The 26,634-nt window shown below is 50.5% G+C and carries 22 protein-coding genes; 13 read left to right on the top strand and 9 right to left on the bottom strand.

What is annotated here, in order from left to right; all coding sequences use genetic code 11:
• Window positions 1-114 precede the first annotated feature (114 nt).
• Window positions 115-657 (top strand): transposase, encoded by a 543-nt coding sequence (locus BDT_RS04755; RefSeq protein WP_015090128.1) that lies wholly within the window; start codon window positions 115-117, stop codon window positions 655-657.
• Window positions 658-855: 198 nt separating this feature from the next.
• Window positions 856-4,875 (top strand): alkaline phosphatase family protein, encoded by a 4,020-nt coding sequence (locus tag BDT_RS04750; RefSeq protein WP_015090127.1) that lies wholly within the window; start codon window positions 856-858, stop codon window positions 4,873-4,875.
• Here BDT_RS04750 and BDT_RS04745 read toward each other — a convergent pair.
• A complete protein-coding gene (locus tag BDT_RS04745; protein ID WP_015090126.1) occupies window positions 4,872-5,378 on the bottom strand; it encodes a SixA phosphatase family protein in 507 nt (168 codons plus the stop codon). The genes BDT_RS04750 and BDT_RS04745 overlap by 4 nt on opposite strands.
• A 7-nt stretch (window positions 5,379-5,385) precedes the next feature.
• Window positions 5,386-7,566: a polyphosphate kinase 1 gene (ppk1, locus tag BDT_RS04740; RefSeq protein WP_015090125.1), complete on the bottom strand. Its 2,181-nt coding sequence runs from the start codon at window positions 7,564-7,566 to the stop codon at window positions 5,386-5,388.
• 79 nt (window positions 7,567-7,645) lie between these two features.
• Between ppk1 and thiL the strand changes: the two genes are divergently transcribed.
• Both thiL and BDT_RS04730 read left to right on the top strand, forming a co-directional pair.
• Window positions 7,646-8,602, top strand: a complete 957-nt coding sequence (gene thiL, locus BDT_RS04735) for a thiamine-phosphate kinase (protein ID WP_080602333.1) — start codon at window positions 7,646-7,648, stop codon at window positions 8,600-8,602.
• A gap of 64 nt (window positions 8,603-8,666) precedes the next feature.
• Window positions 8,667-9,209 (top strand): PilZ domain-containing protein, encoded by a 543-nt coding sequence (locus tag BDT_RS04730; protein ID WP_015090122.1) that lies wholly within the window; start codon window positions 8,667-8,669, stop codon window positions 9,207-9,209.
• Here the strand turns inward: BDT_RS04730 and BDT_RS04725 are convergent.
• Complete coding sequence (locus BDT_RS04725) at window positions 9,206-10,105, bottom strand: LysR family transcriptional regulator (protein ID WP_015090121.1); 900 nt, start codon at window positions 10,103-10,105, stop codon at window positions 9,206-9,208. The genes BDT_RS04730 and BDT_RS04725 overlap by 4 nt on opposite strands.
• A gap of 95 nt (window positions 10,106-10,200) precedes the next feature.
• Here BDT_RS04725 and BDT_RS04720 point away from each other — a divergent pair, with 95 nt between their 5' ends.
• Together BDT_RS04720 and ygiD are read left to right on the top strand one after the other, a co-directional pair.
• The gene (locus tag BDT_RS04720; protein ID WP_080602332.1) at window positions 10,201-10,818 is read left to right on the top strand and encodes a YceI family protein; all 618 of its coding nucleotides are present in this window, start codon (window positions 10,201-10,203) and stop codon (window positions 10,816-10,818) included.
• A gap of 1 nt (window position 10,819) precedes the next feature.
• Window positions 10,820-11,590, top strand: coding sequence for a 4,5-DOPA dioxygenase extradiol (gene ygiD / locus BDT_RS04715; RefSeq protein ID WP_041577031.1), 771 nt, complete (start codon window positions 10,820-10,822; stop codon window positions 11,588-11,590).
• On the opposite strand, the gene BDT_RS04710 is transcribed toward ygiD, so the two are convergent.
• Window positions 11,587-11,952, bottom strand: coding sequence for a hypothetical protein (locus tag BDT_RS04710; RefSeq protein ID WP_015090118.1), 366 nt, complete (start codon window positions 11,950-11,952; stop codon window positions 11,587-11,589). The two genes, ygiD and BDT_RS04710, sit on opposite strands and share 4 nt — an antisense overlap.
• Window positions 11,953-12,046: 94 nt before the next feature.
• On the opposite strand from BDT_RS04710, the gene soxR reads away from it, so the two are divergent.
• Window positions 12,047-12,520: a redox-sensitive transcriptional activator SoxR gene (gene soxR, locus BDT_RS04705; RefSeq protein ID WP_015090117.1), complete on the top strand. Its 474-nt coding sequence runs from the start codon at window positions 12,047-12,049 to the stop codon at window positions 12,518-12,520.
• 35 nt (window positions 12,521-12,555) lie between these two features.
• Here the strand turns inward: soxR and BDT_RS04700 are convergent, their stop codons facing one another.
• Window positions 12,556-15,708, bottom strand: coding sequence for an efflux RND transporter permease subunit (locus tag BDT_RS04700; RefSeq protein ID WP_015090116.1), 3,153 nt, complete (start codon window positions 15,706-15,708; stop codon window positions 12,556-12,558).
• A 191-nt stretch (window positions 15,709-15,899) separates the two neighbouring features.
• Here BDT_RS04700 and BDT_RS04695 point away from each other — a divergent pair, with 191 nt between their 5' ends.
• From BDT_RS04695 to BDT_RS04680, 4 genes are read left to right on the top strand one after another with little or no spacing between them, the layout of a single operon-like run.
• Window positions 15,900-16,634 (top strand): hypothetical protein, encoded by a 735-nt coding sequence (locus BDT_RS04695; protein ID WP_148278713.1) that lies wholly within the window; start codon window positions 15,900-15,902, stop codon window positions 16,632-16,634.
• A complete protein-coding gene (locus BDT_RS04690; protein ID WP_015090114.1) occupies window positions 16,628-18,112 on the top strand; it encodes a TolC family protein in 1,485 nt (494 codons plus the stop codon). Before BDT_RS04695 ends, BDT_RS04690 begins: the two co-directional genes overlap by 7 nt.
• Before the next feature lie 14 nt (window positions 18,113-18,126).
• Window positions 18,127-19,053, top strand: coding sequence for a hypothetical protein (locus BDT_RS04685; RefSeq protein WP_015090113.1), 927 nt, complete (start codon window positions 18,127-18,129; stop codon window positions 19,051-19,053).
• Between the two features lie 31 nt (window positions 19,054-19,084).
• Window positions 19,085-19,372 (top strand): hypothetical protein, encoded by a 288-nt coding sequence (locus BDT_RS04680; RefSeq protein WP_015090112.1) that lies wholly within the window; start codon window positions 19,085-19,087, stop codon window positions 19,370-19,372.
• Between the two features lie 35 nt (window positions 19,373-19,407).
• Here the strand turns inward: BDT_RS04680 and BDT_RS04675 are convergent, their stop codons facing one another.
• The 4 genes from BDT_RS04675 to BDT_RS04660 all read right to left on the bottom strand — a co-directional run bounded on the left by BDT_RS04675 (window position 19,408) and on the right by BDT_RS04660 (window position 25,240).
• Complete coding sequence (locus BDT_RS04675; RefSeq protein ID WP_015090111.1) at window positions 19,408-20,874, bottom strand: DUF1254 domain-containing protein; 1,467 nt, start codon at window positions 20,872-20,874, stop codon at window positions 19,408-19,410.
• Between the two features lie 80 nt (window positions 20,875-20,954).
• A complete protein-coding gene (gene abc-f / locus BDT_RS04670) occupies window positions 20,955-22,766 on the bottom strand; it encodes a ribosomal protection-like ABC-F family protein (protein WP_015090110.1) in 1,812 nt (603 codons plus the stop codon).
• A 9-nt stretch (window positions 22,767-22,775) separates the two neighbouring features.
• Window positions 22,776-23,651 carry a trypsin-like serine peptidase gene (locus tag BDT_RS04665; protein WP_015090109.1) on the bottom strand — a complete coding sequence of 292 codons (876 nt, stop codon included), beginning with the start codon at window positions 23,649-23,651 and terminating at the stop codon, window positions 22,776-22,778.
• A complete protein-coding gene (locus tag BDT_RS04660; RefSeq protein WP_015090108.1) occupies window positions 23,651-25,240 on the bottom strand; it encodes a polysaccharide deacetylase family protein in 1,590 nt (529 codons plus the stop codon). The genes BDT_RS04665 and BDT_RS04660 overlap by 1 nt, the downstream gene beginning before the upstream one ends.
• Before the next feature lie 251 nt (window positions 25,241-25,491).
• On the opposite strand from BDT_RS04660, the gene BDT_RS19055 reads away from it, so the two are divergent.
• Together BDT_RS19055 and BDT_RS04650 are read left to right on the top strand one after the other, a co-directional pair.
• Window positions 25,492-26,052 carry a cell wall hydrolase gene (locus tag BDT_RS19055; RefSeq protein WP_158320223.1) on the top strand — a complete coding sequence of 187 codons (561 nt, stop codon included), beginning with the start codon at window positions 25,492-25,494 and terminating at the stop codon, window positions 26,050-26,052.
• On the top strand, window positions 26,049-26,630 hold the full coding sequence (locus BDT_RS04650; RefSeq protein WP_015090105.1) for a hypothetical protein: 582 nt from the start codon (window positions 26,049-26,051) through the stop codon (window positions 26,628-26,630). Before BDT_RS19055 ends, BDT_RS04650 begins: the two co-directional genes overlap by 4 nt.
• The last annotated feature ends 4 nt before the right edge of the window (window positions 26,631-26,634 follow it).

Genomic DNA, 26,634 nt, shown 5'->3' with positions numbered 1-26,634 from the left:
CCCCGCCCTCCCTCCTTTCCGACCCTCGCCTCACTCGGTCCTCCATCACCTCCCACAGCCATTTGGGGACCCTCGCCCGCTTTGCAGCTAAGGCGCTCCATCAAGGAGTTGCACATGGCAAAACACTTTTCTTTCGGCGGCGATCTAAGACATGACTTCAATGGAACCTCTTATGGAGGGGAACTTTCCAAAGGCAAAAGACGCAGTCAGCGTCCGCTTTCAAACTTTGAACCTATTCACTTGGTACTTAAGAGCAATAAAGCCTTCGGGCGAAGGTCCCTTTTACATCCGGCGAACAGAAAGATGCTTCTGAAATACACGCGAAGATTTGTGTTTCGTTTCAAGGTGAGACTTTACAGCTTTGCCAACGTCGGCAATCACATCCATATATTAATCCGCGTTCCTGATCGCAAAGCCTATGTCAGCTTTATCAGCGCCCTGACAGGAACCATCTCCAAAATGATCTTCAAATCCGCAGGCATGTGGGACCTTCGCCCCTTCACTCGCGTAACCTCTATGGGGCGAGGGTTCGGAATTGTGCGGAAGTATATAGAAAGAAACGTTGAGCAGGGACTGATGGTGGTGGAATCCATTATGAAGAAAGATCCCCTTTGGCGGCGGGCGGGATTTGATTCGGTGATTTGGTCCTGGGGATAGACCGGGGCGAGGGTCCCCAAAGCATGGGAAGAGGAGGTAGAAAGCTGACAGTGTGGTGAGTGAAATGTCACTGGTCCCGGAGTGAGACAGTGATTTATACAGATTCGGTTTTAAGTCTGTTCTGGTTAAGATGGCGAAGGACCTTTGGCATCGCTCTTGCCTTTATTCATAGTGAGACAACTTTTTAAAGGGGTTCCTATGAAGTCCGCAAAGTCTTATAAGAATGTTCTGGCAATGAGCTTTATCGCCACTTCCCTGACACTGGGAGCAGCCTCTGCCCATGCCTTTGATATTCCGCTTGAGCCTAGAAAGCCGGTAACGGCTTACCTGAAAAAAGACGCGGTTCAAAAGAACTCCCAAACCATCATCCTAGGTGTTGACGGTTTAAGTTATGCAGCCTTCGTAGCCGCACAAAAACAGGGTCTGTTTAAAGACTTCGGCAACTTCGGCGCGCACGTCGCTCCATTCCCATCCATGACCGATCTGTCCTGGGCAACAGTGACCCACACTTCCGACATCTTCGGAGCTGCGGGCCGTATCAAATCTGTTGAAGCCACGTATTTTGATGAATCCTCTCAATCCATCCAGGGTGATCCACGCGACTATTACCGTCGTTTGGCGGCACCTAAATACTATATGGGTGCATTTGAATCCTTCTTCAACCCTTACGTTGAAGCCCTGATGTACTTCCCAACCGAAGAAGTTCCTAAACTTGAAATCAAAACCGTTATCGATGAGCTTTCCTCCGCCAAAGCAAAACCAGTCATGACTGGATACGTGGGCGCTATCGATTCCACCGCGCACACGCAAAAAGATCGCCTTTTCCCCGTCATGCGCATCCTTGATTCTGAAATCAAACGCCTGATCAAAAACTATAAAGACAAAGGTGTCGAAGTTGAAATCGTGCTGGTTTCCGATCACGGAAACATCGGTCGCTTCCAGGAAGGCGCACCAGAACAGGAACTGAATGGCGTTGATATCGCTGAAGTTATCAAACGTGCGGGCCTGAATAACGTTCAACAACTGAAAGAATCCAAAGACGTGGCTGTGCCTTTGATGGCATTGGGCACCTGGGGTCCGGTCTATCTTAAAGACCGCAAACAAATGCCTAACCTGATCCAAGAGTTCAAAAAAGAAGCTTGGTTCGACATGGCCGTTTACATCAACCGCAACAACTCTTCTGACACATTGATGACAGTTGAAACCTCCACTGGTGGGGCGAAGGTCCAATATGACAAGAAGAATGGGTTGTATTATTACTATCCGGAAAAAGGGAATCCTTTGGATATTCCTAAGGAATATCATTCTACGAAAGCGGCTCCTAAAGCCATGAAAGCGGATCAGGTTTTGAAGATCACGGCTTTGACTAAATATCCTGACTCTGTCTTCCGTCTGATTGAGTCGGCTTCTGAGCGCAATTTCGATTTCCCGGATTTCATCCTGACTTTGAAAGATGGCAACTATATCAAGTCTGCTTTGGGTGGTTTCACTAAAATGTACCGCACCCACGGTTCTTTGACGGCGGCTTCCAGCTTCGGTCTGGTGGCTTCCAACAAACGTCAGATCCCAGGCCAAATCCGCTCTAAAGACATCCTTCCATTCTTCGGTGTGGAAGCCAAAGACCTGTTCGGCGCAACAGCTCAACGCCATGAAAAATCCGGCCGCGAAGCTCTGCAAGAGGTCAACATCAACTCCCGCCGTGGTGTTGAAACTCAAGCCAAAGACCTTTCCCAAAAACGCATCTTCCAGCACCTGACCAGATTCGTGTCTGACACGCGTCCTTACTTCCTGGTGTCTGAAATCAAGAGCTTCATGGATGCCTTCAAGTTTGATCCGTTCCAAAAACCAGGATCCAGCTCTATGAGCCCGATGAACTTTGATATCTCCAAGTTCGACGTCAACACTATGATCAGCCCGGAAGACATCGGTGCGGTCACTGACGCTGTCCTGACTGCAGGTTCTGTTGAAAACCTGATGAACGACCCACGCATTGAAAAAGTAAAAGCGAAAGTCGGCATCCTTCAGGATACCAAAACCGCGAACCTGGATCTGAAAACCACAGACCTGACTTCCGGTGGCGGCATCATGAGCGACATCGCGAAATTCGTTCTGCCAGCAAAACGCGCGGTCATGAAAATGTACCAGCTGCCATACCTGCTGGAAAAATCCATCGTGGTTCAGGAAAAACCATTCCTGCCTGAAACACGTGACATGGTGTTTGCGAAAAACTGGGTTTCCACAAAAGAATCCCTGCGTTCCTCTTTCGCAAAATTGACTGACGTGAAACAAGCGACTAAAGCAAGTGCAGCGGAACAACTGTTGAAAGAAGCTATCAAGGAAGCAGACCTTGAAGACCGTATCTATCCAACCCCGCTGACAAAGATCTATAACTCCAAACTGGAAGACGTAACTTTGGTTTACGTTCCAGGCATCTACAACAGCATCTTTGACAAAGAGATCTTCTCTTTGGGTCTGAATGCTTTGCAGGATGATCTGGGTCTGCGTGTGATCCAGCCGCCAGTGGAATCCACGTGTGCGAGCGACCTGAACGCTGACATCATCATGAACTACATCCGTGATGACTATAAAATGCGCACGCAGCGTGGCCACAAGGCTCCTCGCTATGTGTTCCTGGGCTATTCCAAAGGTGCGGTGGATACACTTCACGCCTTTGTTAAAAACCCAAGTTTCGTATCCACATACGTAAAAGGTTTCGTGTCTGTAGCGGCTCCACTGCATGGTTCCAGCATCCTGAACACGACAGACGTTCCGTTTGCCCTGGTATCAGCATTGTCTGAAAACCAAGGTCCGGAGATCTGCCAGACTGAAAAAACCGCTTCCAAGTCCATTTCCCCGACGGCGATGGATTCTTTCTGGAGAAAAAACGAAAGATCTTTGATCGGTCTAACTCGTTACTTCTCTGTGACCTTTGAAAGTGACCCTGAAGATTCTCACATCTTCATGAAAGCCACAAAAATCATCGGTCAATTCGAAGAAAACAACGACGGTGTTGTGACAGTGTCTTCATCCAAGTTCCCGGCGCGCCTGAAGGCTGTGGACATGGGCACCATCAAAGCCGATCACCTGGCTGGTATCCTGTCTTCCCGCTTCAACCAAAAAGCCTTCATGAAAGGTCTGGTGACGGCGCTGGCTGAAGCCAACATCACGGATGACAACGCCAACTTGGAATGGAACTCCCGCGTGATCCTGTCTGCGGCGAATGCCTCACCGATCAAGAACCGCGCTTACTATTCTTTGGGTAAACCGGGCGTTGCCAAGGTTATGCACCTGGGTCACGAAAATCTGGTGGACTTCCTGCCATACGGAAATTCTTACGAACTGAACCGTCAGGCTTTGCCAGCGATCGTGGATCCGGCAGACAGCTATGAAGTAAAAACGAAACTTCCACAGTCCCAGCTGCGTTATGATCCGTATGCGGTTCTGGATGTGGCAAAACTTCCGGATGTCATGGCTGGCGTGAAGGTGTCCCCTGCGACCAAGTCCAACATGCCTGAAGGTATCAACATCGAGTACCACCACCAGAACATGGTGCACTTCCGCATGGATCACCAGTTCAACTATGAATCCCGCACTCCGGGTGGCATGGATGACAACAAGGATTCCGGTTACATCACTGCTGAATTCAACGGTGAAAAAGACTGGGCTGCGATGAGAAGTAAAAACAACTCCATCCGTCTGACGACGATGGCGTACAGATTCTCTCCGGCGGAATTCTCGACGATGGATCTGAAACTGGCAGTTACCAAAGGCGTTAAAGGCGCGGACCCAGTGAAAGGAAAAACCGGCAAAGATGACTCGGCCTTCCAGGTTTGGTTCACGATCCGTGATGGCAAATCCAACGGCGACCGCACTTTGGTGGACCCTAAGAATGACAAGGTGATCTTGTTCGGTTACTACTGGGGTGACGAAGTGAACGGTGAAGTTCGTCAGGCCGGTTCCGTGTTCGAAAACTGGTACTCGAACAAAAACATCGTGGTGGCGACTTTGCCAGAAGCGAAACAGCTTCTGCTGAACAACCAGGATATGTTGGGCAAAGCTCAGAACTATAAGCGCAATCTGATGGAAGACCTGAAAAAAGCCTTCCCGGAAAGAAACGTCAGTGACTTTGAAATCGTGGCAATCACGATCCAGCACGATTCCAACGACGCGGAAGATTCTTCCGAGGCGTTCTTCAAGTCCCTGAAGTTCACACCTTAATCAGCCAGGAATTTGGGCGGGATCGAGTACAAAAGCTGTGCTCGGCCCGCTTCGGCTGACGAAAAAGATTCCAGCTCCAGACCGATAATGCCGCTTTTCTTCAAATCAATAAAACTTTCAGCCTTCATCGACAGCATATAACTGGCAAACACGCTCAAATGCGGCTCGTGACCGACAATGGCGATGCGCTTGTAGTTGCGCCCTTGCACCCGCAGCCATTTTAAGAACGCCTGCGGAGGACTGTGCGGCACCAGCTCGGGTGCTTCGACCACTTTGGTTTCGAAATAGATTTGCGAAATGATCTCAGCCGTCTGGCGTGCACGAGTCAGGGGACTTGAAACAATCAGGTCGATTTCCTTCACATAGTCGCGCAAATTCACGCAGACCTTCTGCATGCGCTTACGACCCTTCAGGGTCAGCGGGCGCAGGTGATCTTCCTGGCCCTTTTTGGCGAACTCTTCTTTGTCTTCAGCGACTGCGTGACGGATGATGATCAATTCCACTTATGCACTACTCCGAAATTGAACTGGTGGATGAACTGGTATTTTCATCCACAAATGTAACCCGGGCTTTCGCAATTTGCATCAGGGTTTGATGCAAGCCGACATCCTGCGAGTTTTGGCGAACATAAGTGCCATCGGACTTCATTTCCCAGGATTGGCGCTGTTCTTTCACACATAGACTTAGGATTTCCCAGCACTTCTCTTTAAGGGACCGATCCAGGATCGGCACGATGGCTTCCACCCGGGCGTGCAGATTGCGGTACATCCAGTCGGCAGAGCCCAGATAGAACTCCCCGTCCACCGGGTCTTTTTCGCCGTTGCGGAAATAGAACAGGCGCGAATGCTCCAGGAAACGACCAATGATCGACGTCACACGAATGCGTTCGCTCATTCCCGGCACCCCCGGGCGAAGACAGCAGAAACCACGCACGATCATCTCAATATCGACACCTTTTTGCGAAGCCGCGTAAAGGGCCACGGCAATGTCGTTTTCTTCAAAGTTGTTGAACTTGGCAATGATCTGCGCCGGACGCCCCGCTTTCGCATGCTCGGCTTCACGCTCGATCATGGCTTTAAAGCGCGAGAACATATTCACCGGAGCAATCAGCAGATTCTGATAATTGCTTTTCAAAGAACGACCCGTCAGATAGTGAAAGAACTCGACCACATCGTTGGTGATTTCTTCCCGCGCCGTCAACAACCCCAGATCCGTATAGAACCGCGATGTCGCCACGTTAAAATTCCCTGTTCCGATATGGCAGTAACAGCGCAAGCCCTCTTGCTCCTGACGAACCACCAACGCGGTCTTGGCGTGAGTCTTCAAACCCACAACCCCGTACACCACGTGAACGCCGGCATTTTCAAGCTCGGTTGCCCAATAGATATTGCGCTCTTCATCGAAGCGCGCCTTCAGTTCCACCAAACAGACGACTTGCTTTCCCTGTTCTGCCGCGCGAATCAAAGCGCGGATGAACGGGCTGTTATCGCCGGTGCGATACAAAGTCATCTTGATCGCCAGAACCTTGGGGTCTTCACTGGCCACACGAATAAATTTTTCCACCGACGCGGCAAAGCTTTCATACGGGTGATGCACCAGCTGGTCCGCCATCTTGATGGCGTTAAACATCCCGTGCCCGTCTTCAGCAAAGGCCGGAGCCACCACCGGAGTATAAGGCTCGAATTTCAATTTCGGCAGATTCACGTCCGAGATCAGCCCCAGATCCGTGAAATCCAAAAGACCGGAGGTTTCGTATATGTCTTCTTCAATCAGCTCAAGCTCTTCCATCAGGAATTTGAGCATCCAGGGATCTGGATTCGGCCCGTGCTCCAGACGAACCACTTCAGCAAAACGACGCTGGCGCAGTTCTTCTTCGATGGCCTCCAGCAAGTCTTCCGCATCTTCCTGATCCTGGTCCGAATCGGCATTACGGGTCAGTCGGAAAGGCATCACTCCCAGCACGTGCATGGCTGGGAACAGATCCGCCAGATTCTCTTTGATCACATCCAAAAGACTGATGAAACGATAGTCCTTGCTTTCCGCATCCGTGCGAATCCATTGCGGCAGAACTTTTGGAATTTTCACGCGGGCGAAAAGTTTTTCCTCATTCCCCGGATGTTTCAAAGTCACACCCAAAGAAATCGACAGGTTTGAGATGAACGGGAATGGATGCCCCGGGTCCACCGACAGCGGCGTCAGAACGGGGAAGACATTGCGGTTATAGTACTTTTTGACACTGTCTTTTTCTTTGTCAGTAAGGTCTTTCCAGGAAAGCAGATAGATGCTTTCTTTTTCCAAAGCCGGCTTCAGCACCTTGTTGTACGCATGGGCCTGATCCTGAATCATCGGGATCACGAACTGTCGGATTTCCTGTAATTGAGCCATCGGGGTTTTGCCGTCAGATGATTTGGCGGAAACTCCGTAGGCCATGTGGCGCTTCAGACCGCCGACCCGTTTCATAAAGAACTCATCCAGGTTTGAACCGGAGATACTTAGAAACTTCACACGCTCCAGCAATGGATTGCGTGAGTCCTCGGCCTCAGCCAACACTCGTCTGTTGAAATTCAGCCAGCCGATCTCCCGGCTGGAGAAAAGACTTTCAGATGACAGAGGATGTTCGACAACCTTCGGCTTGCGTGTAGATTTCTTTTTCGATGTGCGTTTCGGCGAAGCCGCTTTGGGCGTGTTCAAAAGAATCCTCCTTGACTCCTAACCTCCTTATTTCACAATAAAGCGACTTCTTTAGCAATGTCTTACCAGGAACAACGACATGCAAAATACTCCAAAAGAATGGTCGCTTATTGATCGCATCCGTTATCGGGTCCAGCGTCAAAATGATCACACCAAAGTACCGTTGGGTGATGACGCCTTTGTTTTCAGGAATTATCCCGGCTATTCAGTGATCTGCCAGGACATGATGGTGGAAGGCGTTCACTTCGACCTCGACTATTTCAGCGCATTTGATCTGGGGTATAAGTCACTTGCGGTGAATTTGAGTGACATCGCCGCCATGGGAGCACTTCCCCATTTTGCGCAGGTGTCCCTGGCCCTGCCGAAAAAACTAAATGAATCTTGGCTTGACGATTTCTATAAAGGCATGACCAGTTTGGCTGATGATTTCCACATGCAAGTTGCCGGCGGTGATCTGGCAACATCCCCGGACCGACTGGTGGTGGATGTCAGCGTGCACGGGTCTTGCGAAAACCCGCTGACCCGCAAAGGTGCCAAGCCCGGTGACCTGCTGTTGTGCAGTGGACCTTTGGGGCTGTCTTTCACGGGCATGACCGCTTTACAAAAAAAGCTTGCAGGCTTTGATACTGCCAAAGAAAGACATCTGCGTCCGAAGCCCCGTCTAGATCTGGTGTCCCATCTGCAAAAGCATCACACCCGCATTCACGCGCTGATGGATTGCAGTGACGGACTGGTGAATGATGCCCTGTTGTTACGCCCCGCGGGCGGAGGTTTTCATCTATTCGCCGAAAATCTTCCACTGCACACTGAAAGCCAAAGTCTTGCCGTAGATCTGCATATAAATCCACAGGACATTGTACTTTGGGGTGGCGAGGATTACGAACTTCTCATGGCGATCCACCCTGAGGACTACGAATATTTCCCGGGATGGAAGATGATTGGACAATTCACAGAAGATCCTCGCGTCTTTGTGACTCATGCGGATCATCATGAAGAGATTAAAGAGTTCAAGGGCTGGAAACACTTTTCAAACTGAAATTTCTCAAATTGAGACAGCCCTTTTACTTCAGAAAGGCCAGCAATGGGCCGAAAAGTATAGCATGACAAGTCTTGCTCGCTATCACGGCCGATCACCACGCTACATTCTCAACACTGAGGACGACAGCCTGGTTCGCGTGGCAGGCCCGAAGCAAATCCCATGGGAAGAAGGCACCGAAATCAAAAACGTCTCTTTGACGGGCTTGGCCTTCACTGCTCCGGATGATCTGTGTCCGCTTCTGGGAGAAGTCGTGAAAATCCAGGTCACTCCTCCGGGCTCAAGACAGATGGCGTGTTATGGAATCGTCACCCGACTTGAAAACATTTCTGATTCCCGCATGCTCGTGGGAGTCCACTTCTATAAGCTTGAAATGCAGCAAAGAATCGTGCTTGCCCAGGGCCTGGCCCGCAAATTCAAAGAAAGCCAGGACCGCGGTCAGATTGATGACATGCTGAGCCGCCCGCGCAGCTCAGTCAGCTTCGCCAATCTGCCCCAGTTGGTGTTGATGGGGCTTTTGGCAACCATGTGGTGTGCGACGATCTGGGCGCTTCTGCGCTTTGAATATTCCGGTATTTACAAGATGCTTTTGGGCGCCTTTTCTTAAGCGAAATACACTTCTTTTAAACGTTTATAAGCAAAGTCCATGAAGCGCTTCACCTTCTGGGAAGTTTCTTTCGTATCGGGCGATACTAAACTAACCGACACTTCATCCCCGCGCAGATTTTTATGAATCTGCACCAGCCGGCCATCACGCAATTCATCCTTGCACAAAAATTCAGGCACAAAAACATAGCCTTTTCCCAGACGGGCCAGATTCAACAGCATTTCCGGATTGTTCGCAGTGACGATCGGATTGGTTTTCAACGTCAGACGCTTTCCATCAGAGGAACGAACGACATCCAGCTTTGGTTGCTGGGTCAGCCCCAGGAAAGGGGCTGCGGCAAGCTTGGTCAGATCATCCCCGACACGATAGCGTTCCAGGAAGCCCGGGGACGCCACCAGCAAATTTCTTACGGTGCCGATCTTGCGCGCCCGCAGGGAGCTGTCTTTCAGGTTCCCGATACGAATCCCCACGTCGACTGATTCTTTCACCAGATCCACATACGCTTGAGTCAGATACAAATCAAAGCGCACACGCGGATACTGCCTGGTGAATTCATCCACGATCAGCGGAAGCTGCTTCACGCCCATATCATCCGAGGCCGTGACCCGAATGACACCCGAAATTTCCGCGGTGGATTCGCTGACCTCGCCGGTCAAAGTTTCAAGTCCTTCAATCAGACCGCGAGCGCGTTCGTAATAGATGCGTCCCATCTCGGTCAGCTGGAACTGACGTGTCGTGCGGTAAATCAGCTGCACGCCCAGATCTTTTTCCAGGGCCGACAGCCTGCGGCTGACGCGGGACTTGGGTTGCTTCAGTACCTCGGCCGCCTTGGTGAAACTGCCGCTTTGAACGAGTTTTACGAATGTGCGTATCTGATTGAGATCTAATTGTTCCATATACGCAACAGTATATTCCGAATATGTCACCTTTCGCAATAATCAAAAACGCACGATACTAAGTCCGTTGAAACAACATAAAAGGAGAAATTCACATGAAAGCACTTATTCTTGGTTCCACCGTTACTTCAGTAACCTTCGCTACTTTGATTGGTATGTCCGCATTCGCTAAATCCATCCCGGCGGGTTCTTACAACATCGACCCTGCCCACTCTAAAATCGGTTTTGAAATTCCTCACTTGGTCATTTCCACGGTGGAAGGTCGCTTTGCTCAATTTGATGGAACGTTGGACGTGGACGCAAAACTTGAAAAGTCCAAAGCCAAATTGAATATTGAAGTTGCCAGCATCAGCACAGAAAACAAAGACCGTGACGATCACTTGAAAAGCCCGGACTTCTTCGATGTGGCCAAAAATCCTAAAATGACCTTTGTCACAAAAAAGATCACTGGCACACCGGACAATCTGAAAATTGTTGGCGATTTGACATTGAAGGGTAAAACTAAAGAAGTGACTTTGGATGCCAAGTACCTGGGTGACGTGAACGACGCCTACGGCAACAACAAAGTGGCATTCACTGCGACTGGCAAGATCAACCGCAAGGATTTCGGCCTGAACTGGAGCAGTGTTGTGGAAGCCGGTCCGGTTGTGGGTGATGAGGTGACTTTGATCCTCAAAATCCAGGCTGGCAAACCAGCTCCTAAGAAAGGTTAATATGTCGACGATGCCTGTGCTTTTTATTGGTCACGGTTCTCCGATGAATGCTCTGGACAAGAACACATTCACAGAGACCTTAAACAGACTGGGCAAAGCTTTGCCAAAACCACAGGCCGTTCTTTCTGTCTCTGCTCACTGGGAGACAGAAGGAACGAAAGTTCTTTATCATCCCGACCCTCCCACGATTCATGATTTTTACGGATTCCCGAAAGCACTGTTTGATATGCAGTACCCGGCACGAGGCCCGTTAAGCATCGCCCACGAAACCCAACGACTGCTGCCAAAATCTGAGCTCTATGACAAATGGGGTTTGGATCACGGCACGTGGTCCGTCCTGGCGCACATGTACCCACATGCGGATATTCCCACTTATCAAGTCAGCCTGGATGTGACAAAAACAAACCAACAACATCTGGAACTGGGAAAACTGCTGCGCCCTTTGCGTGAACAGGGTGTCCTGATCGTTGCCAGTGGCAACATCGTTCACAACTTAAGATTGATTCAATGGAAAAACAAAGACGGCAGCTTCCCATGGGCCGAAGAGTTCGACGGCAAAATCAAAGCCGCCCTGGAATCCCGCGACACCAAAACCCTGACCGACTATGAAGACTTGGGTGAAAGCGCCACCTTAAGCGTTCCCACACCAGAGCACTATCTGCCGTTGCTGTATGCGTTTGGCGCCAGCACTGGGGAAGACCGCATTTCCTATCCTTACGAAGGGTTTGAAATGGGCTCCCTGTCGATGCGTGCCGTGATGTGGAGCCGTTAGAACATAGGCTTGGCAACCGCCAGCCAGATTGCCGCACTTCCCAAAACTGAAAGCACCGCCATATTGGTGAAAGTCCATTGCGGCTTCTTGCGCACAATAAATGCCCAGATCCCCAACATCACCCAGATCGCGGTTTTAGCCCGGCCCCAGTTGGGAAAATTCGCACTCATCCCCAAAGTTTCCACCAGCCCATAGGCACTGGCAAAAAGGGCCAGCCACGAAACACCGTGCAAGGCATAACTGAATTTTCTGAATTTCTGCGCTGGCTCCCCGATGGCCACGGCCACCAGCATGAAACCAAAACTCACAAACATCAGGGTCAGACTGATCAGATGGATCATCTTATAGGTAAAATAGTTCACGAAATCTCCTTTGGCCTTAAGCGGCCCGATTAAATTGCTTGCGTGATTTTTGGCTGATGCTACAACCTCAAGTTAACTTGAGGTCAAAACAAATATGGCGGCAAAAACCAAAGCTCCGGCCCTCGCAACAACACTTTCAGTCGGTGAAGTCTCCACTCGCAGTGGCATCTCTGTGCCGACTTTGCACTTTTATGAATCCAAAGGGCTGATCAAAAGTCATCGCAACAACGGCAATCAACGCCGCTATGACCGCGCGGTTTTACGTCTGATTTCAATAATTAAGATCTCTCAACATCTGGGAATGAGCTTAGAGCAAATCAAAGATCACCTGTCATCCCTGCCACAGGATCACGCGCCGACGGCGACGGAATGGAAACGTTTAACCAAAAAATGGAATGATGATCTTGAAGAACGCATCAAATTGTTGCAGCTCTTGCAATCACAGCTGGCAAGCTGCATTGGGTGCGGCTGCATGTCGCTGAAAGACTGCCCGCTAAGAAATCCCGAGGATCGGTACGGCAAAAAAGGCACCGGCGCCCAACTTTTAAGAGAGCAATGGCTGAAATAAAAAAAGCCCGGGGCACTGCCACCGGGCTTTTTGCTTTAGGCCTCAAGGCCCTCTTCGCCAACAGCGGCGAAGGCTTGTTTGGTTTTTTCACGAACCTCGTCACGTTTTTTGAACTTATCCATCAGCAGGTACACCGCCGGAACAACGAACAAAGTCAGCGCCGTGGAAACCACAACCCCACCGATAAGACAAATCGCCATCGGACGCATGGTCTCTGAACCCGCTCCGCGTGCCGTTGCTGACGGAATTGCCGCCGCCACGGTTGCCACCGATGTCATCAGGATCGGACGAAGACGTGTCGGGCACGCCTCAATCAGCGCATCCAGAGCCTTGCTGGTGCCGCGGTCACGAACCGTGTTGGTGAATTCAATCAGCAAGATGGAATTCTTTTTCACGATACCCATCAACAGCAACAAACCAATCATCGAGAACATGTTCAAAGACTGACCCGTGATCAGAAGTGCGAAGAACGCCCCGCTGAAGCTGAATGGCAACGCCATCAGGATCGTCACCGGATCGATAAAGGAATTAAACTGGCTGGCCAGAACCATGTAAGCAATCACCAGACCCATAACCAAAGCAAAGATCAAGCTCTGGAAGGATTCTTTAAAGGTCTTGGAACTTCCGCCCTGATCGATCATGTAACCAGGCTCCAGAATCTTTTTTGCGGAATCCTCGATGTAGGCCATTGCCGCCTGCTGGGACACGCCCGGCTTCATATTCGCCGTCACCGTGATCGCACGCTGACGGTTGGAACGGGAAATCGACTGCAAACTGGAAGTCTGAACTTCTTTCGTCACTCTTGGCAGTGGAATCAGATTGCCGCGGCTGTTACCGACGAACAACGTTTTGATTTCACCCATCGGATCACCCTGATCCACAAGTTTCAATTTGATATCGTAACGGTGCCCGCCTTGAGGATATTCCCCGGCCTTCACCCCGCCGATCAAAGCACTGACCGTGGAACCAATCGAAGAAATACTGACCCCATGCTGAGCCGCTGATAAACGATCCGGCTGCACCTGAATCTCGGGCATACCCAACAGATAGTTGGAATCCACGTCGACCATCAGTCCGCTGTCGTTCATGGCCTTCATCATGTCTTCGGTGTACTTCGCAAGTTTATCCCAGTCTGAACCCAGGATCGTGAATTCGATCGGATAACCACGACCACCCGAGAAACCCTGCTGCGAAAGATCCATCAGGACCGGACGCATGTCTTCGATCTTGGAAAGGTTCTTACGGGCCACTTGCATGAATTCCTGCTGGGACAGAACTTTCCCGGTTTCAGGATCTTTGCCGCGCTCGTTTTTTTCTTTCATGGTGATAAACATCATCGTGACATTGGCATCAGAAACACCGCCGCCGAAGCCACCCAGGGCCGCATACACCTGTTTGATTTCCGGACGGGACAACAACCACGCTTCCGCTTTTTTGGTCTGCTGATCCGTGTACTGCAGGGACGTTCCCACCGGCATAATCAAGCGGGCCATAAAGATGCTCTGATCCTGCGCCGGGCTCATTTCCTTGTTCAGGAACTTAATAGAGATAAAGGACACCGCCACAAACACCAATGAACCGATCAATACTTTCCACGGGTGCTGCAAGCTGACACGCAGCCAACGGTCGTAACCCAGGCGCGTGTTTTCCATCAGGGCTTCAAAGCCCTTGCCCAGTTTGGTTTTTCGTTCACCATGGTGAACGAAGCCCGCACAACGCATCGGTGTGATGGTCAAAGACTCGACCAGTGACAGGAATACGGCGATAGAAATTGTCACCCCGAACTGCATGAAGAACTTACCGATGATGCCCTTCATGAAAGCCACCGGCAGGAAGATCGCGATCACGGCCGCGGTGGCCGCCATCGCTGCAAACGAGATTTCACGCGCACCCAGGATCGCGGATTCAATGCGTCCCCGTCCGTTTTCATTGTACCGGAAGATATTTTCCAAAACCATGATGGCATCATCCACGACGATACCAATCGCCAGAGTCAGACCCAGCAGCGTGAATGTGTTCAACGTATAACCCAGGAAATAAAGACCGATGAAAGCCCCAAGTAATGACGTCGGGATCGACAACAAGACGTTGAAGGTCGCCGACCAGCTGCCCAGGAACATCCAGCACACCAAAGACGTAAAGATAACTGCCAGAACCAAGTGATGGTTCAGCTCGCCCACGGATTGTTCGATGAACTTGGTACTGTCAAAGTTCACCTGAAGGTTCATGCCCGGAGGCAGCGTTTTTTGAATCACGGTGATTTGCTCTTTCACCGCGCGCGCCACGGACACCGCATTGGTGCCACGCTGCTTGCGGATCCCCAGACCCAAAGCTGTCTTCCCGTTGAAACGGGACATGCGCTCAATCTTATCCAGACCCATGCTGGCGTCAGCCACCTGACGGATTTTGACCATGTTGGTAGGATCGGCCACGGTGACACCCGCACGGCGGCTGATCACGATGTCACGGAATTCCTCTTCGGTTTTTGCCTCACCCATGGTGCGCACGTTGAAGGTTTTTTTGTCAGTCTGGATGTAACCACCCGGAAGCTCCGAGTGCTCGTTGCGAATGGCATCGACCACGTCATTGACTGAAATATTATAGCGAAGCAGATCTTTCGGGCGCACATGCACACGCATTACCGGATCGGTATAACCGCCCAGGAAGATGTCACCGACACCTTCCACCGTGGTGAAGCGGTCTTTCAGATAGTCACGCGCATAGCGCATCAGGAATTCCGGATCTTCCTTATCATAGGTAAGAGCCAACCAAAGAATCGGCTGATCATCGGGATTGGTTTTTGAAATAGACGGAGGATCCACATCATCCGGAAGCATTCTTTGAATACCCGAGATTTTCGCCTGCACATCCTGAACCGCCAGGTCGATGTTGCGATCCAGGTCAAACTCCACCGTGATGCTGGCGCTGCCGGTTTTACTGCTGGATTTGATGGATTCAATGCCCTCGACGGTCATGAGCGAGGATTCAATCGGATCCACGACCTGAGTTTCCATGACTTCTGGAGCCGCGCCATCAAGGCTGACGCTCACCGTCACGGTTGGAAAATCGACATCCGGCATCTGGCTGACGCCCATGCGGGAAAAAGAAATCAGTCCGAAAATCATCAGACCGAACATCAGCATCCACGCAAATACAGGATTCTTAATAGAAATATCCGACAGTCTCATACATACCCCTCTAAAGACCGGGACACTCTAGGCAATCCACCCCCATTAGTCATTAGGATTCCTATCAACACAGCGGCTCATAAGGCCTTGATATTAAAGGATTTATAAAGGCCCCCGAAGGACCACTGGCAGAGGTTGACAGCCCCCAACCCTCGGACTATTCCTGACGCACATTTATTCGGGAGTGCACTATGAAATGGGGATTTCTTTTAGCCGTTATTTTCTCTTCTGGGATCTGCAACGCTCAAAGCTTGCGAGACATGGCAGTAGCAGAAGCCAAGTACGACGGTCTGGCTAAACAAAGCGCCACCGACGCTCAAGTGTCCGGCATGCTGACTTTGAAAGATCCCCGCCCGGAAATCATCACGCGCAGCTGGAAATATTTCGCCGGCTTCTCGATCCAAAGCTTCCAGCCAGAAGGCATCGCCACCAAAGATGGTTCCGGTTCTTTTGACTTGAGCAAAAATGGCACAACTGTGATGCCGGGTCTTGAACTGGGTGTGATGAGCCCTTCCCTGCAAACCAAAGCAGTTTTGTGGACGCTGGGTCTTCGCGCCAAGGGCGGCTTTGCTTCTCAAAGTGCTTCCGTGAAACTGGATTCCGGTTACGAAATCGACGATGCCCGTTTGAACACCATCATGTTCAGCGCAGGGCCCGTGATCAGCATGGGCTGGGAACGCCTGCCTTGGCTTTCTTTGAACGTGTCCCCGCAATTCGGAAACATCAGCTACACACAAAGCAGCTCTAACGATTTTGCGACTTTCAGCAAATCCAGCGCTTATGAATCCATGAATTATGGCGTTGATGTGATGCTTGGTAAAAAATGGTCTGTATTCACTGAATGGTCCCAAAGAACTCTTAAAGACAACAATGAAATCGCACTTCAAAAAGACAACTTTGAGCTAGGAACAAAAGTAACATGGTAAAAATCCTTCTTGCACTACTTGGCACGACAACAATCCAGGCAGCGTATGCCCAGCAGGCTCCTGCAAAGAAAGAAATCACGCTGACTCAGAAAGACGTGGCCGAACTGGTTTTAAAGCAAGGCCTTAAAACCAAGGAAGTCAATTTGAAGTACCAGCAGTTCCGTTTGACACCGGCATTGGCGCTTTCCGCCTATGACTGGGTTTTGAATGCGGAAACCGGCTTTGAGTATGACAAGTCCGCGGGTCTGCTTTCCAACTCCACTCCGGTGGAAGCAAAATACGAACGCTATCGCACCACCGTGGGCGTGAAAAAACCTTTCACCACCGGAACCACCCTGGGCATTGAACTAAGCCGTCTTTCCCAGAAGGTTGAGTTCGACAGTGTTGTGACCAACCCGCCTCCGGGCGAGCAGACTTTGGACAGCGCCGGGTTGCTTTTGGAACAAGCGCTTCTGGGGAACTTCTTCGGGGTTGCTGACCGTGGCACCGTGAATTCAGCCGAGCTGACTTATCAGGCGGAAAGCATCAACCGCGCCAACGAGCTGGAAGAGGTCGTGCTGGAATCGATCCGCCAGTTCTGGAACACTTATGTTGCACAGGAAAACTTCAAAGAATCCGTTGCTTCCCGTGACCGCTACAAAAAACTGGTCGATGCGGTGAAACGCAAAACCTCTTTGGGATATTCCAATCCGGGCGACCTGCCGCAGGTTCAGGCTGAGTTTGAAACTCGCGAACAAAAAGTAAAAACATCTTCCACCGAGTATCTGGACAATCTGGAAAATCTGGTGACTTTGCTTTCTTTGGAACCCGGCACTGAAGTCCGCTTCCAGATCCCGGGCAACATCCCGACCGTGCCAAAGCTGCCATTGAAAAAAGTGGAAGAGCTGCGCACCATCCGTTCACAAAAACTGAAAGTGGAAGCGGCCCAGGAATCCCTGACCGCGGCAGAATCCCTGAGCTATCCGACTTTGAATTTCGTCGGCCGTGTGTACACCACCGGTGTGGATGAAAACGCGAACGATGCTTATTCTGACGTCGTGTCCGGCACCCGTCCGAAGTACTACATGGGTCTGAGATTCCAGTACAACTTCGGTTCTGACATCCAGAACGAGCAGATCATCAACAAGAAGCTTTCCAAAGATCTGGAATCCACCCGCCTTAGCCGCCAGTTGCTGGAAGCTGAAGACCTTGAAATCCAGGCCCAGCGCAAAGTGCAGTCCACTTATGCGGTGGTGCTGAGCGCGGAAAAACAAAAAGGCTATCGTGAAAAAGCCTCTCAGGAACTGAACCGTTCCTACAATCAGGGTCGTACGGATATCTCGATCCTGATCACGGCGATGAACAACTATTTCGACTCGGAAGTTCAATACATGCGTGCCATGGGTGATTACGCCATTGCGCTGAATGAATGGGCGGCTTCCCGTGACGAATTGATTCCTGACGATGCTTCGTCAGCTGATTACACTGAAAATAAATAATAAGAGGGGTTACCATGTTGAAAAAACTAATTCTTGCAGCGACAGTTCTAAGTCTTGCAGCCTGTGCGTTTGATCAGGACAAAAACGCCGGCAAACAGCGCGAGATCGAACTTAATGGAAAGTTGCAACAAACTTACAAACCTGTGATCGGCACTTACGTGGGCCAAATCACAACAGCTGACGGCACTCAGGATCTGGAAGTCAAATTCTTCGAACTGAAAGTCGATAACGGCGCGAAGAACTCTGACGGTTCCACTCGTTTGCATTCCACTCTTTACGCGACTTACAAGCGCATCAACCCGGCTGGTGAAAGCTATGACTTCGTGGTTGGCTTTGCTCCAGAAACCGGCGACCTGACTTTGGTGAACGTAAAAGACATCAAATCCCTGGGCCGTGACGAAATCCAGACTGTTGACGCTAAAATCAGCGGCAACAACATCCTGGGTGAAGCTAAAGCCATCTCGGGCCCGAAAGGCATCGTGAGACTTTCTTTGAAAGCCCGCGAAAGTGAGTCCACAGGCGGCGGCAAGGAAGAGTTTGCCTACTACGAAAGACTGCGTGCGCAGCTGACAGCGATCTCTGGAACTTACGTGGGCCAGATGGATCAGGGCAACTCCGGCCCGGTAAAAGGCGTTGTGGGCATCACATTGCGCCTTTATGTTCAGGAAACTGTGAAGGAAGGCTCTACTGTGACCATCCCTCGTCTGATGGGTGAATTGAACCGCGCGGACGATCCAGGCCACACGGCAGACCTGACTTTGAACGGTGTTTACGAAGCCGATCTTGCAGAGCCACGCCTGACTTTGACCGGTAAACCGGCTCGCGATCTGAACTCCAAATTTGAAGCAGCTATTTATGGCAAACTTGTAAATGGTGTTTTGGAAGGCGCTCTGACATCTAATTACTCCATGTCAGGCAAATTGATCCTGAAAAAACAATAGTCCCGCAAAGGACGAAGCAAGGAGATTTGAGATGAAGAAACTACTGGTGATTGCAATTGGATTCCTGGCCCAGCCGGCTTTGGCACTGAATGTGCCGTCGGTCGTTGATTCCGTGGAATACACTTACAACGTGCAGTGTTCTTTTTCTCACTTCTCGAAAAACGAATTTTGCTTCAACTATATCTGCAAGTACAAAAAGTATTATGTTTGCGAAGGTGACCAGGGTGTTTTGGACCTGATCCTGAACATCAAGACCGTTCGATATCCAAATGAAACGGCCAAAGAAGAAGTCACAAACTACAGCGTACAACCAAGATAAAAAAAAGGGGCCTTGAAAGCCCCTTTTTTATTTCCCTAACGCAGACTCAGGCCCGTGGCTGGCTGCACCTGCTGCACACCCGGCATACGCCACTGATGACCAAGAACTTCATCCTTGGGCCAGTACAAACGCATCAGCAAGTTGAAATCATCCCCTGCCGGAGCCGGCAGCCAGTTAGCCACTTTGCTGGCCTCAGGACGCTCGCTTTGAAGGTACAGCTCCAGCGATCCGTCTTTGCCGTATTTCAATTTATCGCGATCCCCAAGCGTATATCGGTTTAGCGGGTTTTTCACGAAGCCCTGCTTGGAGTTATACATCGTCAGGGACCAGAACGCCCGAACCGGAGGCAACTGCCCCTTGCTAAAGCGCAGGGTGTACTTGTTATCCCCTTTTAGCGGCATGCCATTGGCATCAACCGAAGCGCGCGGATAAACCGCATCCTGAGGAAGGTTGGCCCCAAGGAAGTACTTGGCGACATAGGATCTGTTTTCATAGTCAGCCCCATAAGCCCCCATGTGATAGGAATACACCCAGCCCGCACTGACCTCCACACCAGGAGGTGCCTGGTTCATGGCTACGATTTTTTCCAGGGCCATTTTCGCCCCGCGATTGAACGCCACCCGCTGAGCATCACTCAATGCACGCCCATCAAACTGCCCGGTTTCAGAAATTCCCAAACGAGCCATCTTTTCAACCATGGCCGAATCTTCGACCTTCGGCGGATTCTGCTTCAGGTATCCTGCGAACTTTTCCATGAACTCAACCCCATCCATGGATTCCACCTGCGCCACCGGCGGAGTTTTCATATCCACCGTGGAACTGACCTGACGAGCGGGAGTGGCAATAACTTCGGTGTCAGACTGCTGCCAGGAACTGAGCGTGGTCAGACGATATTTTTTCTGAATTTCACGAACGGCGGCAAAGTCCTTCGGTCCGTTGGTTTGCGTGCGTCCGATGATCCACACGGTGTTAGTCGGTGATTTGATCTCGGTGACCCCGGTAGGAAGATCCCCGGTCCAGCCAGGGCCCGTGATCGCAAAGTCCCCCTTATGTGAACCTGTAGTTCTGGTTCCCGGTGAGGCAAACACATCCGTCCAGGCACTCATCATCTGCATCAGATAATAGCGCTTCCCCATCTCCGGAACGCTGAGGATGACGGGTTCTCGCGACAGATCCAAAAATGCGGAGCTATATAATGTGTCAGCATTGGGGCTGACCACTTGAGTGAAGCTGGCATCCGGGAAGCGGTCTTTATGCAGGAATTGATTCACAGGGGCCGCATCCGCAGTCACGCGGGAAACATTGGTCAGAATCTCGCGGCTGGTTTCCACTAGAACCATGGGATAACCGTAAATATAAACTTCTTCCGCCAGTTTTTGAATTTCAGCGGGGCTGGCCGTGGTCTTGACCGATGCTGTGCTTTTTTTCTCGGACGAACTGCAGGATGCCACCAGCATCCCGGCCGTCAGAGCAACGGCCAGATTGACGAATTGGATCTTCATGAGAGCCTCCTTGCTCAACAACTTATGATTGAAGGCGCTCTGAAGATCAGCAATATGTAAGAATGCACCAGGCTAGACTGTTAAGCTTGGCCTTTGGACTTTTTTTCCAGCTCAGCCCAGCGGGCATAAGCGGCTTCGACTTTGCTTTGCAAAGATGAAATCTCGGCGAAAAGTTCCTGCACCTTGGAAGCCTGGCTGACCACTTCGGGCTTGCCCGCTTCGATCTGCAGATTTGACAACTTTTCTTCCATTTCAAAAATGTTGGCTTCCATGTTTTCCAGCTCGAACTTTTCCTTGAAGGAAAGCTTCACGGGTTTGCCCGCCGACTTTTCAGCTTTCTTTTCTTTTTTTAGTTCCTGAGCCTGCAGTTCTTTTTGTTCCTCGAACCATTCTTCCCATTGCAGATAACCGGCAAAACGTTCCATCGAAGTGGAACCATCCAGATTCTTGTGCAATGCCAGAATGTCGGAAGCCACCTGATCCATAAAGAAACGATCGTGCGTGACCAGAATCACAGCGCCGGTGAATTCTTTTAAAGAATCCTCCAACACGGTCAGGGTTGCCACGTCCAGGTCATTGGTCGGTTCATCCAGAATCAGCACTTGGGCTTCGTTCAGCATCAGCTGCGCCAAACGCAGACGGCTTTGCTCGCCACCTGACAGTTTTTCCACCGGCAGATCCATTTGCTGGCGGTTGAACAGGAATCTTTCCAGATAACTGCGCGCAAATACATACTGGCCCTGATAGTGGACGTAATCCCCGTCAGGACAGATGTTTTTCAGAACGGATTCTTTCGGCTTCAGCGTTTCACGGTTTTGCTCAAAATAGGCAATCTTCAGCTTGTCTGCCTGAACCACACGACCCGAGGTCGGCGCTTCCTGCTGAAGCAGCATGCGGATCAGCGTGGACTTGCCCGAACCGTTGTCCCCCAGCAATGCCAAACGTGTTTTCGGCGTCACCAGATAACTGAAATCAGTGAACAACACACGGCCATCATAAGCTTTCGTGACATGATCGACTTCAATCAGCTTCTGCGGATTGCGATCGGTTTCTTTGAATTCAATTTTTACTTTGCGGGCGGCATTCTTCGCAGAAAGCTCTTCGACGTCTTCTTTCAAAGTGCCGGCACGATCAATACGGGCCTTCTGTTTGGTCAGACGGGCTTTCGCTCCCCGACGCAGCCATTCCGTTTCACGACGAAGAGTGTTCTTCATCGCAAGCTCTTTCTGCTCCTGCCCGGCCAGCAAGATCGCCTTTTCCTCAAGATATTCCAGATAGCCACCCGTGGTGGAAATCAGATAGTTGGGATTTTTCGGATCAAGGTCAAAAATCTTGTTCACAGTTCTTTGCAGGAACAAACGGTCGTGCGTGATGATCAAAGTCGCAAACGGCGCACGGCTAAGGAAATCCTCCAGCCACATGATACTGGACACGTCCAGGTGATTCGTCGGCTCATCCAGCAACAACAATTCAGGATCGCGCACCAGTTCACGCGCCAAAGCCACGCGTTTTTTCCAGCCCCCGGAAAGTTCGCTGACCAGAAAGTTTTCTCCGAACTGAGTCAGCTCCAGACGAGCGATCCACTCGTAAGCCGAACCAATGGCTTCGTGAGGATCCTCCGCCTTGCTTAACACCGCATCCAGAATGGTTTCATCTTTTTTGAAAGTGGGCGTTTGTTCCAGATACCCCAGACGCAAACCCTTTTTCGCAGTCACGTCCCCGGAATCCGGAGTCATGGTGCCCGCCAGAATTTTCAGCAAAGTGGATTTGCCGGCCCCATTAGGACCGACCAGGCCCACGCGTTCGCCCTCTTCAATGCCCAAAGAGACGTTTTTAAACAGGGTTTTCCCCGCAAAGGATTTTTCGAGCTTATGTGTATTGATGAGAAGCATGGCCCCAACTTACTTCTGTTTCTCAATATCGGCCACAATTTTCTGAATAGGAATGACGAATTCGCCCTTACAGCCGTCCTCTGCGCATTTCATGATCTGAACAGAGCCATCTTCGCTCTCCGGCTGGAAGTCATCTTCACCACCGTGCAGGATTCCGATCAAATCATGAGTTTTGCTGTCAAACACCGGAGAACCCGAGTTTCCGACGAAAACATCCAGATTGGTCTCTAAAGATCCCATTTCATTCACGCTGCGCACTTTGCCCTGCGCGGTTTTTTTAAGGCTGCCCAGTGGATAACCGATAGAGTAAACAGAATCGCCGACGACCGACGCAATAGTCGACATGACGACGGGTTCAACTTCGTCCTTGGGCATGGACACTTCAACCAGGGCATAGTCCAAGCCGCTCTGGAAGTCATTTTTCTGCGCTACGATCTGCTTGCACTGCCAGCCCTTGCGGGCGGTGGCCCCTTCCATCTTTTGCTCGTCATTAAATACAAATACGGTGTTTTCACAGGTATGATCTTCAGTGAAGCAATGTCCTGCAGTCAGGACCATCTTCGGCGCCACCAAAGTTCCGGAACAAAAGGCCTTGGATTCCTGATCACTCCAGGGAAGCTGCTGACCGGTTCCGTAGATTTCATCCACGGTCCACGCAGCATCACCCTTCATAATCTCGTTCCATTTGTCAGAATGAACCAGAGCCACGTTGGCCCGGGTGTTGCGGGTGTGAGTGGAAACCTCCTGAATGGAATCCTCGCCATAAATCACACCCTGGGTCAGTGTCCCATCAGTGTTTACAAATGCCGAAGGTGCAGAGCCTCCTCCGCACCCGACAAGATTCATGATAAGGGCCCCGGCAAGGGCGGCCTTCCACACATTCATTAGTGTCCTTTAGTGAAGTCCACGTCATCGCGGTGAGCTTCAGCCATGTGGCCTTGTTCCCAGCGACCTTCCACGTTCTCAGAGTCCACAACTTCGTTCTGAGTGCCTACCGCTTTCACAGTGTAAGTCGCGGTGGCGATCTCTTTGTTCATGCGGTTTTCAACCGAGATACGAACCAAAGCGTCTTGACCCGCCTCGCTCACTTCACGGATGTCTTTCAGGTCGATAATGCCGTCGATTTCTTTAGTCACATCGCCCACAGTCACGAACTTCTTAAGACCCGCCATCTGAGCATCACGACCCGCAAGGGAGATGTTCATGAAGTCACGGTCAGAGGTCATGTCGATCTTCAGATCCAGGTGGCGAGCCACGCTTGCGGACTTAGGACGCGGCAGTTTCGCGAAAGTGCCTTTTTTGTATGCTTCAACTTCAGAGGCAGAAGATTTCTCCATGAAGGCCTGAAGCTCATTGTAAGTACCGCATTTCACTTCTGGCTTGGAGCACACTTCGTTCGCAAATTCGAAGAAAGCTTCCATGTATGCACCGCTCATCCATTTGGAGAAGTGGTGACCAATGTGAACCGGAGCACGGTTGCCATAGTAGTTGTTGTTGAAGTAGCTGCGATAGATTGAAAGCATGTTGGCTTTCACCTGTGCTTTTTGCGCAGTGGAAACTTCGTTCAAGCAGTCACGGGCCTTGTTGGCTTTAACCGTGTTGCCGCTTTTATCACGTTTCATGATCTGCATGGATTGAGGTTCTTCCTTCAACACCCGGGCAGAGTCACGAACGCAGAAGTTGTAATCCATAGAGATCCATTTGCGCGCGCCACCTGGTTCTGGCACTTCAGCCAGCGGGAAGTTCCATGTGCCAAATTCGTTTTTCTGTGGCCAGTAGTTTACGAAGTTCAATTTGGAAGTGTCGTATTGAATACCAAACTTAGGCAGGTTCGGCCACAAGCCCGGGCTGACACCCAGAACCGGGGCACGGAAACCCGTAATTTCGTTTCTGAACAACAAACCTTTGGATTCTTTTTTAGTGATACCATTCAGGTCAAACACGCGATCCAGGATCGCATAGAATTGCGTGAATTCGGACTTCCAGTCAGCCTCGCTCCAGCGCAGGTCCCATTTTTTATTGCGGAAGCCACCATCAAAGTGACCCACGGCGTGGGAACCGATTTCATGGCCTTCACGGTAAGCCGCATTCATCTGGTCAATACGATCCGAGATATCACGTTTGTCATCACCCCAACCGATAGCGGAACCACGGTTTTTGGTGGCCATTTCGTTACCAGCGCCATCCAGGATCAAACGCTGACCCGGTGGTTGATAGAAGGTTTTATTGTCAGGGCTTAGGAAATAAACCGGATTGATAAAGAATGTGAAACGTGTGTCCACGCCCGCATCTTTTCTAAGTTTCGTGTAGTCACGCGAATACTGCCAGACTTCATTATTATAGGATCCATCAAAAGCGAACATCACAAATTGTGGTGGTCTTTTAACTGTGGTGGTTGTTTGCGCCCAGGCAAAATGCTGAGTGAACAAAGACAAAGTCACAAGGCCCTTTGCGATCAGTTTTCTTTTGGACATGGAATCCTCCGTATTGTTTTTAATATTCAATAAGGGTGATTGCAACGGCTATGCCCGTGAAATCACGGGGTTTGGGCCCTAAAAGGTGTCCAAAGATTGAACGAGGAACAATTAACGGCGATCAGTGTCTCAGTATAAGACACGTCATGAGCAGGACTTTGGGCCAAGATTCGGAACACATATTCACTGAAGGTCGAGGAGAAAAACAAAGAATTCTTCAAATTCAATACTTCCCATATAAAATGAGAATAATGAAAATACAGATCGTTGCCCTTTTCATAATTGCCTGTGTGTCCCTTATAAACTCGTCTGCATTTGCAGCTTCCATGACCTGCAATAAAAGACAATCCGCCACCAACTGCATGATTTGCAACTGCTACCATGAAACCCGCGGAGAATCCTTCGAAGGCATGGTGGCCGTGAATAAAGTGGTTCTGTCCCGCTCTGAAGATGACGCTTACCCAAGCTCCATCTGCGGCGTCGTTTATGACGATGCCCAGTTCAGCTGGACTCAGGATCGCATCGGCAACAATATCAACGCCACCAAAGATGAAGACAAAGAAGCATTGGATATGTGTAAAAAGGCCGTGAATCTTTCCGTAAAGGAAGGCCCCAATGACGTCATCTATTACTATAATCCCAGCATTGCCCGTCCCTACTGGGCTCGCCGCATGACCCACTGTGGAAAGGTCGGCAATCACACCTTCCTGGTTCCGCGCGGTGAATCCTGTCCAAAAAAACTGGGCGTGATCGGCAAATACTCCTCTTCTGGCAGCAGCAGCCAAACCAAGAAAAGCACAGGTGCAAAATGATGAAAGCATTGATCGCAACTCTTCTTTACAGTGTTTGCAGCACAGCCGCCCCGGTCGCCACATCGGCGTCCGATACAGCGGAAATCACCGTGCAGGACGGGGCCGTGAAGGTCACCTTGCCCGCTGAAGCCAAAAAAGCCCTGATCGACTGGAATCCAGAGTTTCTGACTTTCGATCTGAAAGATTATCCAGAATCGATTTTAAGCCTGATCAAAGAAGTCGAACCCAACGGTGTCCCCATGGCTTTTATCGCCGACCTCGATAACAACGGCGACAAAGACATCGTGCTTTTGGGAAGTGATCTGCACCGCCAGTACGCGGTGGCATTGACCAAAAAAGAAGGTCAGTGGAAAGCTGTCGAAATCCAGTCCTGGAATATAAAAGACATCAAAAAAACCGTCTTGAAAAAAGAGGATAAAACCAAAGAAACCGGCATCCCACTGTATGTTCTGCCCGCGGAGGACGAACACGCCAAGAAGCTGGGTAAAAAAGTCGGCATTCAGGTGGAAAGATATCTCGGCCCGGCAACCGTTTACGAAATCAAAGACGGTAAAGCCAACAAAGTAACTCTGGAATAAAAAA

The sequence above is a fragment of the Bdellovibrio bacteriovorus str. Tiberius genome (genome assembly GCF_000317895.1).
GTDB lineage: Bacteria > Bdellovibrionota > Bdellovibrionia > Bdellovibrionales > Bdellovibrionaceae > Bdellovibrio > Bdellovibrio bacteriovorus_F.
This window is presented reverse-complemented; position numbering and strand designations above follow the sequence as displayed.